This is a genomic window from Vulgatibacter incomptus (assembly GCF_001263175.1).
Classification (GTDB): domain Bacteria; phylum Myxococcota; class Myxococcia; order Myxococcales; family Vulgatibacteraceae; genus Vulgatibacter; species Vulgatibacter incomptus.
The window spans coordinates 2074363-2088470 of the sequence record NZ_CP012332.1; the positions used below are offsets into that span (position 1 = coordinate 2074363).

The 14108-nt window shown below is 69.9% G+C and carries 14 protein-coding genes; 2 read left to right on the forward strand and 12 right to left on the reverse strand.

From position 1 onward, the window contains the following. Nucleotides 1-12 precede the first annotated feature (12 nt). The gene (gene lpxC / locus AKJ08_RS08505; RefSeq protein WP_050725671.1) at nucleotides 13-942 is read right to left on the reverse strand and encodes a UDP-3-O-acyl-N-acetylglucosamine deacetylase; all 930 of its coding nucleotides are present in this window, start codon (nucleotides 940-942) and stop codon (nucleotides 13-15) included. A gap of 265 nt (nucleotides 943-1207) precedes the next feature. On the opposite strand from lpxC, the gene AKJ08_RS08510 reads away from it, so the two are divergent. Next, nucleotides 1208-1900: a rhomboid family intramembrane serine protease gene (locus AKJ08_RS08510; protein ID WP_050725672.1), complete on the forward strand. Its 693-nt coding sequence runs from the start codon at nucleotides 1208-1210 to the stop codon at nucleotides 1898-1900. A 62-nt stretch (nucleotides 1901-1962) separates the two neighbouring features. Here the strand turns inward: AKJ08_RS08510 and ruvB are convergent, their stop codons facing one another. After that, nucleotides 1963-2982 carry a Holliday junction branch migration DNA helicase RuvB gene (gene ruvB, locus AKJ08_RS08515; RefSeq protein WP_050725673.1) on the reverse strand — a complete coding sequence of 340 codons (1020 nt, stop codon included), beginning with the start codon at nucleotides 2980-2982 and terminating at the stop codon, nucleotides 1963-1965. Between the two features lie 233 nt (nucleotides 2983-3215). Here ruvB and AKJ08_RS08520 point away from each other — a divergent pair, with 233 nt between their 5' ends. Then, complete coding sequence (locus tag AKJ08_RS08520) at nucleotides 3216-4619, forward strand: RNA polymerase factor sigma-54 (protein ID WP_050725674.1); 1404 nt, start codon at nucleotides 3216-3218, stop codon at nucleotides 4617-4619. A gap of 22 nt (nucleotides 4620-4641) precedes the next feature. On the opposite strand, the gene ruvA is transcribed toward AKJ08_RS08520, so the two are convergent. From ruvA to AKJ08_RS08570, 10 genes are all read right to left on the reverse strand, one after another. Continuing rightward, on the reverse strand, nucleotides 4642-5235 hold the full coding sequence (gene ruvA, locus AKJ08_RS08525; RefSeq protein WP_050725675.1) for a Holliday junction branch migration protein RuvA: 594 nt from the start codon (nucleotides 5233-5235) through the stop codon (nucleotides 4642-4644). 12 nt (nucleotides 5236-5247) lie between these two features. Continuing rightward, nucleotides 5248-5808, reverse strand: coding sequence for a crossover junction endodeoxyribonuclease RuvC (gene ruvC / locus AKJ08_RS08530; protein WP_082342952.1), 561 nt, complete (start codon nucleotides 5806-5808; stop codon nucleotides 5248-5250). A 4-nt stretch (nucleotides 5809-5812) separates the two neighbouring features. Beyond that, nucleotides 5813-6769, reverse strand: coding sequence for a quinolinate synthase NadA (gene nadA / locus AKJ08_RS08535; protein ID WP_050725676.1), 957 nt, complete (start codon nucleotides 6767-6769; stop codon nucleotides 5813-5815). A gap of 82 nt (nucleotides 6770-6851) precedes the next feature. After that, nucleotides 6852-7562 (reverse strand): MXAN_2562 family outer membrane beta-barrel protein, encoded by a 711-nt coding sequence (locus AKJ08_RS08540; RefSeq protein ID WP_157370575.1) that lies wholly within the window; start codon nucleotides 7560-7562, stop codon nucleotides 6852-6854. Beyond that, nucleotides 7562-8803, reverse strand: coding sequence for a hypothetical protein (locus AKJ08_RS20120; protein WP_050725678.1), 1242 nt, complete (start codon nucleotides 8801-8803; stop codon nucleotides 7562-7564). The genes AKJ08_RS08540 and AKJ08_RS20120 overlap by 1 nt, the downstream gene beginning before the upstream one ends. A 135-nt stretch (nucleotides 8804-8938) precedes the next feature. Continuing rightward, on the reverse strand, nucleotides 8939-9949 hold the full coding sequence (locus tag AKJ08_RS08550) for an aspartate-semialdehyde dehydrogenase (protein WP_050725679.1): 1011 nt from the start codon (nucleotides 9947-9949) through the stop codon (nucleotides 8939-8941). 81 nt (nucleotides 9950-10030) lie between these two features. Then, nucleotides 10031-10237: a DUF465 domain-containing protein gene (locus AKJ08_RS08555; protein WP_050725680.1), complete on the reverse strand. Its 207-nt coding sequence runs from the start codon at nucleotides 10235-10237 to the stop codon at nucleotides 10031-10033. Between the two features lie 282 nt (nucleotides 10238-10519). Continuing rightward, nucleotides 10520-11263, reverse strand: a complete 744-nt coding sequence (gene tsaB, locus AKJ08_RS08560; RefSeq protein WP_050725681.1) for a tRNA (adenosine(37)-N6)-threonylcarbamoyltransferase complex dimerization subunit type 1 TsaB — start codon at nucleotides 11261-11263, stop codon at nucleotides 10520-10522. Nucleotides 11264-11266: 3 nt separating this feature from the next. Next, complete coding sequence (gene rseP / locus AKJ08_RS08565; RefSeq protein ID WP_050725682.1) at nucleotides 11267-12904, reverse strand: RIP metalloprotease RseP; 1638 nt, start codon at nucleotides 12902-12904, stop codon at nucleotides 11267-11269. Between the two features lie 13 nt (nucleotides 12905-12917). Then, nucleotides 12918-14099 (reverse strand): 1-deoxy-D-xylulose-5-phosphate reductoisomerase, encoded by a 1182-nt coding sequence (locus AKJ08_RS08570; protein ID WP_050725683.1) that lies wholly within the window; start codon nucleotides 14097-14099, stop codon nucleotides 12918-12920. Nucleotides 14100-14108: the final 9 nt, after the last annotated feature.

A 14108-nucleotide genomic window follows, 5' to 3' on the forward strand; every position in this document is an offset into this window, starting at 1 on the left:
TTCAGCCGCGGCTCAGGCGACCTGCTCGAGTCCGCCCCAGGCCGGCAGCCGGATGTCGAGGCGCTCGAGCTCCTTCTGCTCCCCCACCTCGAGCACGTCGTGGGTCGACGGATCGCCGAGGACCTGGGTGACGAGCTTGTGGTTGAGCATGTGGCCCGACTTGTGCGCCACCAGGTGGCCGATCACGGGCATGCCCAGGAGCGAGACGTCGCCGATCGAGTCGAGGATCTTGTGGCGCACGAACTCGTCCGGGAAGCGAAGGCCGTCCGGGTTGAGGATGCTGAAGTCGTCGACGACGATCGCGTTCTCGATGGAGCCGCCCTTGGCGAGGCCCATCTTCTTCAGCATCTCGACCTCGCGGTAGAAGCCGAAGGTGCGGGCCCGGCAGATCTCGCGGTCGAAGAAGCGGTCGCTGAAGTCCATGCGGAACGACTGGTTCGAGATCAGCGGGTGGTCGAAGTCGATGGTGAACGACACCGAAAACTGCGAGGCCGGCAGGAAGGTCGCCTGCTTGTCGCCCTCCTTCACCGTGACCGGCTTGCGGATCACGAGGAAGCGCTTCATGGCGCGCTGGAGCTCGATGCCCGCCGAGCGGATCAGGTAGACGAAGGGCGCGGCCGAGCCGTCCATGATGGGGACCTCGGGGCCGTCCACCTCCACGCGGCAGTTGTCGATCCCGAGGCCCGCGAGGGCGGCCATCAGGTGCTCGATGGTCGCGACGCGGACGCCGTCCTTGCCGATGGTGGTCGCCATCTGGGTGTCGACCACGTACTCGGCGCGGGCCGGAATCTCGACGTGCTGCGGCAGATCCGTGCGGACGAAGACGATCCCGGTGCCCGTGTGCGCGGGGCAGAGCGAGAGCGTGATCGGCGTGCCCGAGTGGAGGCCGATGCCGGTGCAGCTCACCTTCGACTTCACGGTGCGCTGGTTGAGGTGGTTCATCTGGCCGGTCTCCGGGGAAGCGGATTCGGGGTGTGATCTACCCCTCATTCGAGCGTGGGCGCGGCAATTTTGCAAAATGCGCGCCCGGGATCAACCCACCCGGAAAAAAATCCGGCAAATCACTGAATTCACGGCTGAATCCATCGCAAGAACGACGGGGCCCCGCTCGTCGGCCCCTCGGGCTCCGATCGAGAACCACGACAACCCTGTCAGGGTGGGAAGCGTGATATACGCCCTGGGCCCCACGCAAGGATCGCCAGAAGACGTGCTCCCCCTCAAGGACGACCTCCCCGTACGACGATTCCCGCTCGTGACGATCGCCCTCGTCGCCGCCAACGTGGCGGTCTTCGCCTGGCAGATCGCCAAAGCCCCCTCGTTCGTCGACTCGATCCGCTTCCTCGGCATGGTCCCGGGGGCGTTCGCCCCTGCCGACTCCGCGCCCGTCGGGCTGCCGCCCGTGCTCACGATCTTCACGAGCATGTTCGCCCACGGCTCGCTGCTCCACCTGGGCGGCAACCTGCTCTTCCTCTGGATCTTCGGGAACAACGTCGAGGACGCGATGGGCCGCCTCGGCTTCCTGGGCTTCTACGTCCTCTGCGGGATCGGCGCCGCCGCGGCGCAGGTCGGCTTCGACCCGGCGTCGCAGATCCCGATGGTCGGTGCCTCCGGCGCGATCGCAGGCGTCCTCGGCGCGTACTTCCTGCTCTACCCGCGCGCCCGCGTCCTCACCGTAATCCCGATCTTCGTCTTCCTGAAGTTCATCTGGGTCCCGGCGATCTTCTTCCTCGGGATCTGGTTCGTCTTCCAGCTCCTGGGCGGCCTCGGCACGCCGGAAGGCGCCGGCGGTGTGGCCTTCTGGGCCCACGTGGGCGGCTTCGTCGCGGGCCTGCTGCTGGTGAAGCCCTTCGCCGGCACCATCTGGCGCCGCCCCCAGGCCAGGAAGCCGTCCCTCTTCTGACAGATGGGGCCCGGCTCCCGAGGGCGCGGGCAGCCCCCTCATCTCGCCGAACCGGTCGAGCGCTAAAAGATTGCGCCGGGCGCGGCGGGCGTGCGGCCGAGGTGCTGGTAGGCCCGGGGCGTCGCGATCCGGCCGCGAGGCGTGCGCATCAGGAAGCCCTCCTGCAGCAGGAAGGGCTCGTAGACGTCCTCGATGGTGTCGCTCTCCTCGCCCACGCTGGCCGCGAGGGTCTCGAGGCCCACGGGCCCGCCGCCGAAGCGATCGATGATCGCCAGGAGCAGGCGCCGATCCATGGCGTCGAAGCCGGCCTCGTCGATCTCGAGACGCTGCAGCGCGCGATCCGCGCCCGCGCGATCGATCGCCCTCGCGCCGCTCTCCTGGACGAAGTCGCGGACCCGGCGCAGGAGGCGGTTCGCGATCCGCGGCGTGCCCCTGGCGCGCCGCGCGATCTCCTCGGCGCCGGCCTGCTCGATCCGAACGCCCAGGATCCCCGCGGCCCGTTCGACGATCGCGGTGAGCTCTTCGCGCGGGTAGAAATCGAGGCGCTCGAGGATCGGGAAGCGATCGCGCAAGGGGCTCGCGAGGAGGCCGGTCCGCGTGGTCGCGCCCACCAGCGTGAACTTCGGCAGGTCGATCCGCAGCGCCCGCGCCGCCGGACCGCTGTCGATCACGATGTCGAAGCGGAAGTCCTCCATCGCCGGGTAGAGGCTCTCCTCCACCGCCGGCGTGAGACGGTGGATCTCGTCGATGAAGAGCACGTCCCGCGGCTGGAGGTTCGTGAGGATCCCGGCGAGGTCCCCCTTCTTCTGCAGGGCCGGGCCGTTCGTGTAGTGGAGCTGGCTGCCGAGCTCCTGGGCGATCACGTGGGCGAGGGAGGTCTTGCCCAGCCCCGGCGGCCCCGAGAAGAGGCAGTGGTCCAGGGCCTCACCCCGCCTCCGCGCGGCCGACACGTAGACCTCGAGCTTGTCGACCACGCGGCGCTGGCCGACGTACTCAGCGAAGTTCCGAGGACGCAGGGAGAGCTCGCCCTCCTCTTCCGGGGCGAGGGTTTCGGGATCAAGTGCGTCGCCGCGTCGGCTCATATCGGCGCGGACTCTACCACGATGGAGGGGCGTGGCCGTCCTGCTTTGGACACGCTCCCGGCCCCCGTTTTCCTTCTCCGGAGATGCCGTCTACAATCGCTCGTACGCGGATCGGCGAACCGCTCGGTCCCGTTCCGCGAGGCGATGTGCCCGGGAACCCGTCGGCTCTCGAGGCCGCCTGACGAAAGGTGGATTGGGCGCTCCACGGAAGCGCCCGTCGCGGGAGGTTCCCAATGTCGATCGAGCTCGAATCCAAGGTGCGGCTGGATCTCCTGCCCCCGGGTCCGGCCCCGTCGCCGCGCATCGATCTCCTCCGCCTCTCCCGGCGCGAGCTGGCCAGCCGGATCCGCGACGAGGTCGAGCGGAATCCCCTCCTGGAGGAGCGAACCAACACCCTCGAGCAGGACCGCCACGACGCCGTCCGGGAGCTCTCGTCGATCGAGCGCTTCGCGGCCCAGGAAGACGCCGCCGCTCGGGAGCCGCTGTCGGATCCGGACTGGGAGGACGGGGTCGAAGAGCTCGCGGAGGAGCTCCTCTCGTCCGAGGGCGATCCGGAGCAGGAGCTCTCCCTCCTCGACCATCTGGTCACGCAGATGCGGCTGACCAGCTTCAGCCCCGACGAGGAACGGGTCTCGAAGCTGATCCTCGGCAACCTCGACGAAGACGGCTATTTCCGCCTCGAGGACGTCGAGGGCGATCCCCTGATCGCCGTCGCTGGAGAGGCCGAGGTCGGACTGGATGTCGCAGCCGGAGCGCTGAGGAAGCTGCAGCAGCTCGAGCCGACCGGCGTCTGCGCGCGGGACCTCGAGGAGTGCCTGCTCCTGCAGGCTCGCGCATGGGGCGAGGACCGAGGGCTGGTGGGCGCGATCATCCGCAAGCACCTCCCGGCGCTGGAGGCACGGGGCCTGCGGTCCATCGCGTCGGATCTCGACGCGGAGCTCGGCGAGGTGATCGTGGCCGAGCGCATCATCGCGGAGATGGAGCCGAGGCCCGCCCGCGCCTTCCTCGCCGATGAATCCCCCTTCATCCTCCCCGACGTCCAGGTGCATCGATCCGGCAACGAGTGGATCGTCACCGCCGACGATCCGCTCGCGCGGATCCGGATCAGCCGTCGTTACCGCGGATCCCTCCGCCGGGAGAGCCCGGCGGCGGACTTCCTTCGAGAGAACCTCCACGCCGCCAGGGCCCTGATCGACTCGGTCGAGGGTCGGCAGCGGATCCTGGTTCGTATGGTCGAGGCCATCGCGCGGCTGCGGACCGAGCTCTTCGAGAGAGGACCATCCGCTGCCGTTCCCCTCGACGCCCGGGACGTCGCCGCCGAGGTCGGCCTCCATCCGTCGACGGTCCTCGGCGCCGCCGCCGGCAAGCTGGTCGCCACGCCCAACGGAGTCCTGCCGCTCGCCTCGTTCTTCGCGCCTCCTCTCGACGAAGGGATGGCGCACGTCGACGAGGTGACCGACGAGCTCGAACAGGAGATCCTCGATCTCGTCTCGTCCGAGCCTCCGCGGCGCCCCTACTCCGACCACCAGCTCGTCGAGCTGCTCCGCGTGCGCCGACTCGAGGCGAGCCGGCCGCTGGTTTCCCGCTGCCGGGAGCTCCTGGGGATCCCACCCACGAGCGAGCGAAGCCGACGCTGACGATCCCGTCGACGGCCAGCCGTCAGCGAGCGCGGAGCGCCTCGCGGACGAGATCCTCGAGGGAGGCGTCGGCGGCGGCGCGGCCGCGGGCCTCGGCCGCCAGGCGATCGGCCTCGGCGGGCTTGAAGCCCAGGGCTTCGAGGGCCCGGAAGAGCTCGTCCTTTGGCGCGACGACGTTCACCGCCGGCGCCGCTCTGGGCGTCGACGCCGGGACGAAGGACGCCAGCCGTTCGCGGAGATCGAGCACCAGCCTCTCGGCCGTCTTCTTTCCGACCCCGGGCAGCTTCTTCAGCCGCGCGAGATCCCCGCCGACGATGGCCGCCGCGATCTCCTCGGGCTCGCCGCCGGAGAGGAGGTTCATCGCCGCCCGCGGCCCGACCCCCTGCACCCGGATCAGCTCGCGGAAGAGCGCCTCCTCGAGCTCGGAGGAGAAGCCGAAGAGCTCGATAGCGTCCTCGCGGACCGCGGTGTGGATCCGCATCGTCACCTGGGCGCCGGTGGGGAGCCTCGCGAGGGTCGTCTCACTGCAAGTGACGAGGTACCCGACTCCTCCTACGTCGAGGATCATCCCGCCGATCGCCTTGCGATCGACCGTTCCCTTGAGCTGCGCGATCATCGGTTTGGATCCTCATGGCGCGCGCCGCGTCCGTTTCGCTGCGGGCCGGGGCGGAACGACGGCAGGGCGCATACGAAGGACGGCGGAGGCAGCGCCCGTTGCGGGCATCCGGGCCCGGTTCAGGTGGCAGATGGCCGCCGCGATCGCGTCGCAGGCGTGCTCGTCCCCGGGGACCTCCACGCCGAGCAGCATCGAGACCATCCGCGAGACCTGCTCCTTGCCGGCCCTCCCGCTGCCCGAGACGGCCCGCTTGATCTCGCTCGCAGCGTACTCGAAGACCTCGATCGACGAGCCGGCGGCGGCAACCAGCGCGGCGCCCCTCGCCTGCCCCAGCACCAGGGCGGAGCGAGCGTTGACCGCGTGGTAGACCTCCTCGACGGAGACCGCCTCGGGCGACGTCCGCGCCACCACGTCGACGAGGCCCGCGTGGATCCGGCCGAGGCGCACCGCGAGGGGGAGCGCGTCGCCAGGGGACAGGGTCCCGCAGGCGACGAGGGTCAGCTTGCTGCCCTTGGCGTCCACGACGCCGTAGCCGGTGTGCCGGGAGCCGGGATCGATTCCGAGGACGCGCACCTGCTCACGCCGCCCGCGGGCGCGAGAGCTCGAGCATCCGGAGGATCGGCTGGAGCGCCCGGGAGCGGAGCGGCTCGGGGACGTCGATCGCCGGCGAGAGATCGCGCAGGCTGTCGCGCACCTTCTCGAGCGTGTTCCGCTTCATGTGCGGGCACTCGTTGCACGCGCCGGTGGTCGGGCACGAGCCGTGGATCGGCGCCTCGAGGAGCGTCTTCTCCGGCGCGGCCCGCTGCATCTCATGGAAGATGCCGGGCTCGGTGGCGACGATGAAGCTGCGGCGATCGCTGGCCTTCACGCGGGAGAGGAGCGCCGAGGTCGAGCCTACGAAGTCTGCGTGGCGGAGCACCGAGGCCTCACACTCCGGGTGCGCGATCACCTCCGCGTCCGGGTTCCGCACCTTGAGCTGCACCAGCTTCCGCTCGGAGAACTGCTCGTGGACGATGCAGGAGCCGTCCCAGAGGATCATCTTCCGGCCGAGCTTCTCCGAGAGCCAGGCGCCCAGGTTGCGATCCGGCGCGAAGATCAGCTCCTGCTCCGGCGGGAAGCTCTCCACGATCCGCTCGGCGTTCGACGAGGTGACGATCACGTCGGAGAGCGCTTTGATGCCCGCGCTGCAGTTGATGTAGGTGATCACCTTCGCGTGCGGGTGGCGCGCCTTGAAGGCCGCGAAGGCGTCGGGCGGACAGGAGTCTGCGAGCGAGCAGCCCGCGTCCAGATCCGGGATCACCACCGTCTTGCCGGGGTTCAGGATCTTGGCCGTCTCGGCCATGAAGTGCACGCCGGCGAAGCAGATCACGTCGGCTTTCGTCCCCTGGGCCGCTTGCGCGAGCTGGAGCGAATCCCCGACGAAGTCGGCGATCTCCTGGATGTCCGGCTCCTGGTAGTAGTGGGCCAGGATGATCGCGTTGCGCTCCTTCTTCAGCGCCTCGATCTCGTCGAACAGGTCGGGCCCGATGGCCATGCTTCGTCCTCCTCGGGAGTTGCGCCGAGAACATAGCGTCCCCGCCGCGATTTGCACGCATCCGTTGGAGGCACGGCCGGCCTTAGAACTCGAAGGCGATGCCGCCCGACCACATGTCGTCCGAGAGGTCCAAGCCCCTGCGGCCGAAGCTGGTGACCTTGGAGTGGGTCCAGTCCACGTAGACGTAGGTGTGGGCGACTCCCCACTCCCGATAGAACTCGGCGGAGAGCCGGGGGTCGAAGAAGTCGAGCATGAACTGGAGGCCCGCGGAGGCCGTCCAGCCCCACCGGACGCCCTTGGCCTTCCCGTCGTCGGAGGTCTCCCCCCCGCCATTGCTGACCCAGAAGATCCATGCGCCGATCCCGGCCCTCCCGTAGGGGACGAACGGGATGTTCCATTCCACGGCCGGATAGTCGAGCCGGTACGACACGAAGCCCGTGATCGGGACGATTTGCAAGTGCGTGGTGTCCGCCGACTGGACGTCCGTTCCCGAGATGAAGCCGTGGCCGAAGAACTCCGAGTAGCCTACGTTGGCGCCGATGCCGAGCGTGCCGAAGTCCTTGAAGACCAAGCGCTGGAGGCCGAGCTGCGAGAGGACGCGGTTCTTGTTGCCGAAGGTGTCCTTGAACGGGGTCGCGCCAGCGAGCTCTCGATCGACGCGCGGGCTGTAGCCGCCGAACTGGAGGTCGACGATCCAGTTCCGGTCGCGCTCGAAGACGCTCGAGGCGTGAGCGGGGACGGAGACCGCCAGGAGCCCGGCGGCGAAGAGGACCTGCAATGACTTCGTGAACATCAGGAGCGACCGTCCGGGCGCTTGCGCGCCTTGCCGATGTGTCCGTCGTGCCTACGGGCACGGACGCCGAGGATGAGAGTGCCCAGGAAGGCGAGGAGGCCCGCGCTTCCAGCGGAGGCACTGCAACCGTCCTGCATGCCGCCGGCGGCCTTGTACCGCTTCCAGAAGTCGTCGACGTCCACGGGCGTGCCTTCCATCACGTTCGAGAACGCCGACTCGTTGCCGTCGTTGTCGACGCCACGGACAGCGACGTCGACGGTGACGCCGTTCTTCAAGCCGGTGAGTTTGAACGAGCGGGCATTGCCGCTGAAGAGCTTCCGACATTGGTCGGGCACGAAGGTGGTGGCTCCGCTGCCGCCCGTGCCGCCCGTTCCGGCAGTGCCGCCGGTCCCGCCGGCACCGGGGAGGATGCCGCCAGTTCCGCCAATCCCTCCGACGCCTCCGGCTCCGCCGCCGCCGGGAATGCCTCCGCCGCCGCCGGCGCCAGGAATACCGCCGGCACCTGCGGCCGCCAGGTCGATCCCGCCATCTTCTCCGCCAGCGCCGCCCTCCCCTCCTCCAGCTCCTGCCGCGCCGTCGGGATCTCCGAGCTCGTCGTCCGCGATCTCCCCGGACTCACCGGCTGCGCCATCGTCGCCGAGGCCGAAGGCGTCCCAGCGCAAGCCCGTCGAGACGTCGTCTTTCACGCGGAAGCAGGCCTGCCAGAACGACGGAGCCTTGGCGCCGGAAGCCGGCTCGAACGAGAGGTGAAGCTGGGTGTCGCCTGGCTCCACCGAAATGAGCCTCGGCGTTCCAGGCCCCGTGGTGTCGATGGTGAGCTTCGCGCCGCTCCGGATCGGATCGCCCTCGTCGTTCTCGAAGATCGCGCAGACGAAGACCGTCTTGGTGGTCGCGAGCGGACACTCCGAGCCGATGGCGGTGCTGAAGATCTTGCTCCCCGTCAGCGCAACCCGGAACCTGCCTTCGTTGATCGAGATCGGGGTCGGCGAGACGCTGATCCGGGTTCCGTCGGTGCAGGCGGCGGAGGTGGCGACCGTGGTCACCAGCCCATCGACGTTCGTGACCGGCGTCCCGTTGAGCGTCGCGGTGACGGTCAGGTCGAAGGTCGTGTTGCAATCCTTCGACCCGAGCGTCGTCTTGCTCAGCGAGGTGGCGAGGGTGCTGACCGTCCGGGCCGCGCCGGCAGGCAGCGCGGGCGCGAGCAGAGCGAGGGCAAGGAAACAGGCGCGTGGGTTCCGCATGGTTCGGCACGCTAGCAAGTTTCAGGCCGCGGGGCTACCCGGCCGGAATCCACCGTTTGGGCGGCTTGGAGCTGCACCAGGCCCCGCCTCGATGACATCTTCGCCAGCGCGACGGAGCCGTGGATTGTCAAACTGTCAAACGAGCCCTCGCTCCCGCAGGAGCTCGGCGAGCCGCACCATCGGGACCACCGTGCCCCAGCGGAGACCGTCGGCCACGCTCACGAGCGATAGGCCCGCGGCGGTGTCGCGGACGCGGCCTACCAGCACCTCCTCCTCGCCAACGGCCAGCATCGGCATCGGATAGACGCCCATCGCCGTGTCGTCGAGGACCTTGAGCTCCTCGGCGGCCGCGAGCGCCTCTCGGGCGGCGACCGCGTCGATCGGCTTCTCGGCCGCGAGGGTGATGGCCTGGGTCGCGCCGTAGAAGACCGGCACGAGCACGCAGGTGACGGAGAGCGCGGGCGGCTGGCGGCCCAGGAGGCGGCCGAGATCCGAGGCGATCCGCTTCTCACGGACGGTGTCGCCGCCCGGCAGGAAGTCGTCGACCTGCGGGATCGCGTTGAAGGCGATCCGATGTGGGAAGACCCCTCGCTCCGGCTCGCGACCGTTCAGGAGCGAGACCGTCTGCATGGAGAGCTCCTCCATGCCCGGGATCCCGGCGACCGAGACCGCCTCGAGGCAGACCACGTCGGCGCGGACCACGCCCGCCTTCGCCTCGAGGGGCAGGAGGATCGCGGCGAGCTGCGCCGCTGCCGGCGTCGGCAGCGCGAAGACCGCGCCCTTGGCCGACTCGACCTCTTCGAGCTCCTCGTCGTTGATCCCGGGGAAGATCAGGCGCGCGTCGGCGCCCCCGTTCGCGTCGATGATCGCGGCGCCCGACTCGCGGGCGGCGGCGAGGACGCGTTCCTCCAGCTTCTCGCCCGGCATGACGAAGACGATGTCGCAGCCCCGGAGGGCCGCTGCATCCAGCGCCGCGACCTCGAACTCTTCACCGCGGACCTCGAGGGTCTCGCCGACCGCCTCCCCCTCGCCCAGGAGCCGCAGCTCGCCGAACGGGAAGCTGCGCTCCTCCAGCGTGGGTCCGAGCTCGCGACCTGCGGCCGAAGCCGCGCCGACGATGGCAACCGTGAGTGAGCGAGACGCCATTTCCTGCCTCCCACGCCGGAATGGCCGGCGGCGAAAGGCCCGGTACCTAGCACACTTTCGACGCTCCGCCCTCGGCTCCGCTCAGGCGCTCGGCGAAACGGAGTACCGGCGGATCTCGTCCTTGGCGCGGAGCTTGAGGAGCTTCAGCCTCCGAACCTCCGATTCCTCGTCGGGCGTGAGGTAGATCCGGTTCCGGAAGGTCTCGAGCCGCTCCTCGAACTCGGCGTGACGCCGGTTGAGCGCATCGAGCTTCGCGCTCCTGTCGATGATGCGATCCGGTCGCTGCATGACTCCTCCTTCGAGCTTCCGCGGCGAGGACGAGCTTCCGGGCAGGCGTGTCTTCGCCGGCGTTCCGATTTGGACGACAAATGCCTGCTCGAAGACGATCCTCCGCCGGTTCCGAGGGGGAGTCAAATCCCCCCTCCGCCCCGCTTGGAACCCTCCGAGCGAATGAAGAAATCGGTCCCGCTGAAGCGGGTCCGATTTCTTCAGGTCGCGCTTCGCGCGAGAGCGCTCCTTTTCGTTTGCTCCGCCTTCGGCTCCGCGTGAGTTCGTGATTCCATCACGAACTCAGGAGGCCTGGCGCTTCAGCTCCGCCTCGCTCGGGCGCAGGTAGTGGGGCTCGAGCGCGAAGATCGCGGACTTCGAGAAGGTCTGCGGCGTGCGGAACCCGAGGACGGCGACCTCCGCCGCCGGCGGCGTCTCCGGGAGGCCATCGAGAGGCGGCGCCCGCAATCCGGCCGTGGCCTCGTCGAAGATCGCGCGGTAGGCGAAGTAGCCCTCTCCCAGGAGGACCAGCGGCCCCTCCAGCGAGGCCAGTCGCTCCGCCACCCGCTCCGGCTTCGCGACCACTTCGGCCGGTCCATCGCCCAGGGCCTCGACCCCGCCCGCCACCGGTCGGAAGAAGCCCGCGTAGACCTCCTGCTTGCGCGCGTCGAGGATCGGCACCACCGCCGCCGCGTCCGGCGCCAGCCGCGCCGCGGCGAGCGCCATGGCCTCGAGGGAGGAGGCGCCGGCGAGGGGGATCTCCGCGCCGTAGGCGAGGCCCTTGCCGGTGGCCAGCGCGATCCGGAGGCCCGTGAAGCTGCCGGGTCCGAGGCTGACCGCGACGCCGTCGAGGCCGGCCAGCGTCAGGCCGGTCTCCCCGAGGAGCTCGTCGACCCACCCGGGGAGCAGCGTGGAGTGGTTCGGCCCGCTCGCGCCCCGGTCGCGACTGGCGAGGGTCCGCCACGACCCGTCCGCCTCGAGGCGGACGAGGGCGACGGAGATCGAGAGCGTGGAGGTGTCGATGCCGAGGAGGGTCTGCGAAGCCAAGAGCTATCCCGCGAGGAAGTAGCGGACGACGTCGTTCTTGAGCGCGAACACCATGAGCGTCAGCAGCATCGCCAGTCCGACGGCGTTGGTGATCTCCCGCGCGCGCATGGACAGCGGCTTGCGGCGGATCGCCTCGATCCCGGCCTGCACGATGTGCCCGCCGTCGAGCACCGGCACGGGGAAGAGGTTCACGAGGCCCAGGTTGATCGAGACCATCGCCATGGTGTGGAGGAAGATCTCCCAGCCCTGATCGGCCGCCTTGGTGGCGATGTCGTAGATCTGCAGCGGACCGCCGACGTTCTTGAAGGCGATCTGCCCGGTGACGATCATCCCCATCCCGCGCGCGATCTTCCGGGCCACCTCCCAGGTGGAACCGACGGCCATCTGCGCCGCGAGCAGCGGCCGGAACGGGACCTTCACCACCGGTGCGGCGACCGCGGGGAGACCGCCGTACGCACCGAACGTGTAGACGGTCACGGGCCGATCGCGGAGCTCGTCGGTCTCGGTCTTCGCCGCCTGGGCGAGGGTGAGGGAGCGGGTCTCGCCGTCGCGGACGAGGTCGAGCGTGAACGGCTTGTCGGCCTTCTCCCGCTGCGCCGCCTCCACCTGCTGCCAGGTCTCGAGGGCGCTGCCGTCGAGAGACAGCAGGCGATCGCCGCGGACGAGCCCCGCCTCGGCGGCGGGCGTGCCGGGGGCCACCCGCGACACGTAGAGCTCGGCGGACTCGACGCCGAGGGAGGCGCCCTCCTCCGGCTGGATCGTGATCTTCACCGGCTCGGGGACCGGGAGGTCCACCGGGCCTGCGGCGACAGCGTCGCCGCGGAGCGCGAGCACCTCAAAGGGCGCGCCGGCCTCCAGCTTGGACTTCAGCCGAGCCAGCGCCTGGTCGATCGAGCCCACTTCCTCGCCGTCGATCTTCGCGATCCGGTCGAAGGTTCGCAGGCCCGCGCCGTGGACGAGCCCGCCCGGGCTCACGCCGACGACCGGCGCCGCGGGGTTGGGGCTCACGCCGATCTTGCCCACGCGGACGGGCTCGATCGGATCGGGCTCAAGGTAGGAGTCGGGCGTGACGGTGAAGGTGGTGTTGGCGCCGTCGCGGTCCACGACCACGACGAGGGGCTTGCCCGCGCTCGGATCCACGAAGCGGCGCAGATCCTGGAAGGCGTAAATGGGCTCGCCGTCGATGGAGACGATCCGATCGCCCGGCTTCAGGCCGGCCTTCGCCGCGGGCATCCCCGCGATCACCTGGCCGACGTGCGGCGCCACCGCCTCGGTCTGCGCGGCGAAGACCGCGAAATAGGCCATCAGCGGGAAGATCAGGTTGAAGGCCGGGCCGGCGAAGGCGATCGCCATCCGCTTCCAGGGCCGCTGCTCGAGGAAGCCCCGCCCCTTGTCGGCGGCGTCCAGCGGCGTGGAGGGATCGTCCCCCGCCATCTTCACGTAGCCGCCGAGAGGCAGCAGAGAGAGGCGGTACTCGGTCTCTCCCCAGGTGAAGCCCAGCAGGCGGGGCCCGAAGCCCAGGGAGAACTTCAGCACCTTGACCCGGAAGGCCTTGGCCACCAGGAAGTGCCCGAGCTCGTGGAAGAAGATCAGGCCTCCGAGGAGGACGGCTACCGAGACGATGTGGAGCGGAAAGCTCATATCGGCTGTAACCCTAACCTTTCGAGAACCTTCCGGCCAGCCAACCGTCGGCCGATCGCCGGCCCTCGTCGGACGCCGCGATCGCGTCGTCCACCGAGGCGACGGGTCGCGCCGAATGGGCCTCGAGGGCATGTGAGATGGCGGCGGCGATCCCCGGGAAGGGGATCTTGCCCGCCAGGAACGCGGCGACCGCCGCCTCGTCGGCCCCGCTCACCACGGCGGGAGCCGTTCCCCCGATCCGCAGCGCCTCGTAGGCGAGCTCGTAGGCCGGGAAGCGGCGGGGATCGGGCTCCTCGAAGGCGAGCTTCCCCAGGGCCGGCAGGTCGAGGGGCGGCAGGCCGAGCGGGAGCCTGGGGCCCGGCCACGTGAGGGCGTAGGCGATCGGGCCGCGCATGTCGGGGGTGCCGAGCTGCGCCACGACGCTGCCGTCGACGTACTCGACCATCGAGTGCACCACGGACTCCGGGTGGACGACGATCGAGATCTGCTCGGGAGGCAGGTCGAAGAGCCACCGCGCCTCGATCACCTCGAGCCCCTTGTTCATCAGGGTGGCGGAGTCGACGGTGATCTTGGCGCCCATGGACCAGTTCGGGTGCTTGAGCGCCTCCGCGGGCGTGCAGGCCTCGATGCGGTCGGCGTCCCAGGTGCGGCAGGGGCCCCCGCTCGCGGTGAGGACCAGGCGCCGCACGTCGTCGCGGTTGTGCCCGACCAGGCACTGGAAGATCGCCGAGTGCTCGCTGTCCACCGGGAGGATCGGCGCGCCCGTGCGCTTCGCCTGGGCCATGAGGTACTCGCCGGCGAGGACCATCGACTCCTTGTTGGCGAGGCCCACCACCTTGCCCGCGTCCACCGCGGCGGCGGTCGGGAGCATGCCCGCGCTGCCGGCGATCGCCGCCAGCACGAAGTCCACCTCCGGGAGCGAGGCGATCGCGCAGGCGCCGCGGGATCCCACGAGGACCTCCGGCTGCGGATCGCCGGCACCGAGGAGGCCGGAGAGGGCGCGAGCCCCCGCCTCGTCCCCAACGGAGACCACCTTCGGCTGGAAGGCGCGGATCTGGGCGGCGAGCACGTCGACCCGGCCACCGGCAGCGAGGCCCACGACCTCGAAGCGGTCCGGGAAGCGGCCGACCACGTCGAGGGCGCTGGTCCCAATCGAGCCGGTCGAACCGAGGATGGAGATCTTGCGGCGTGTCATCGGGCCCCC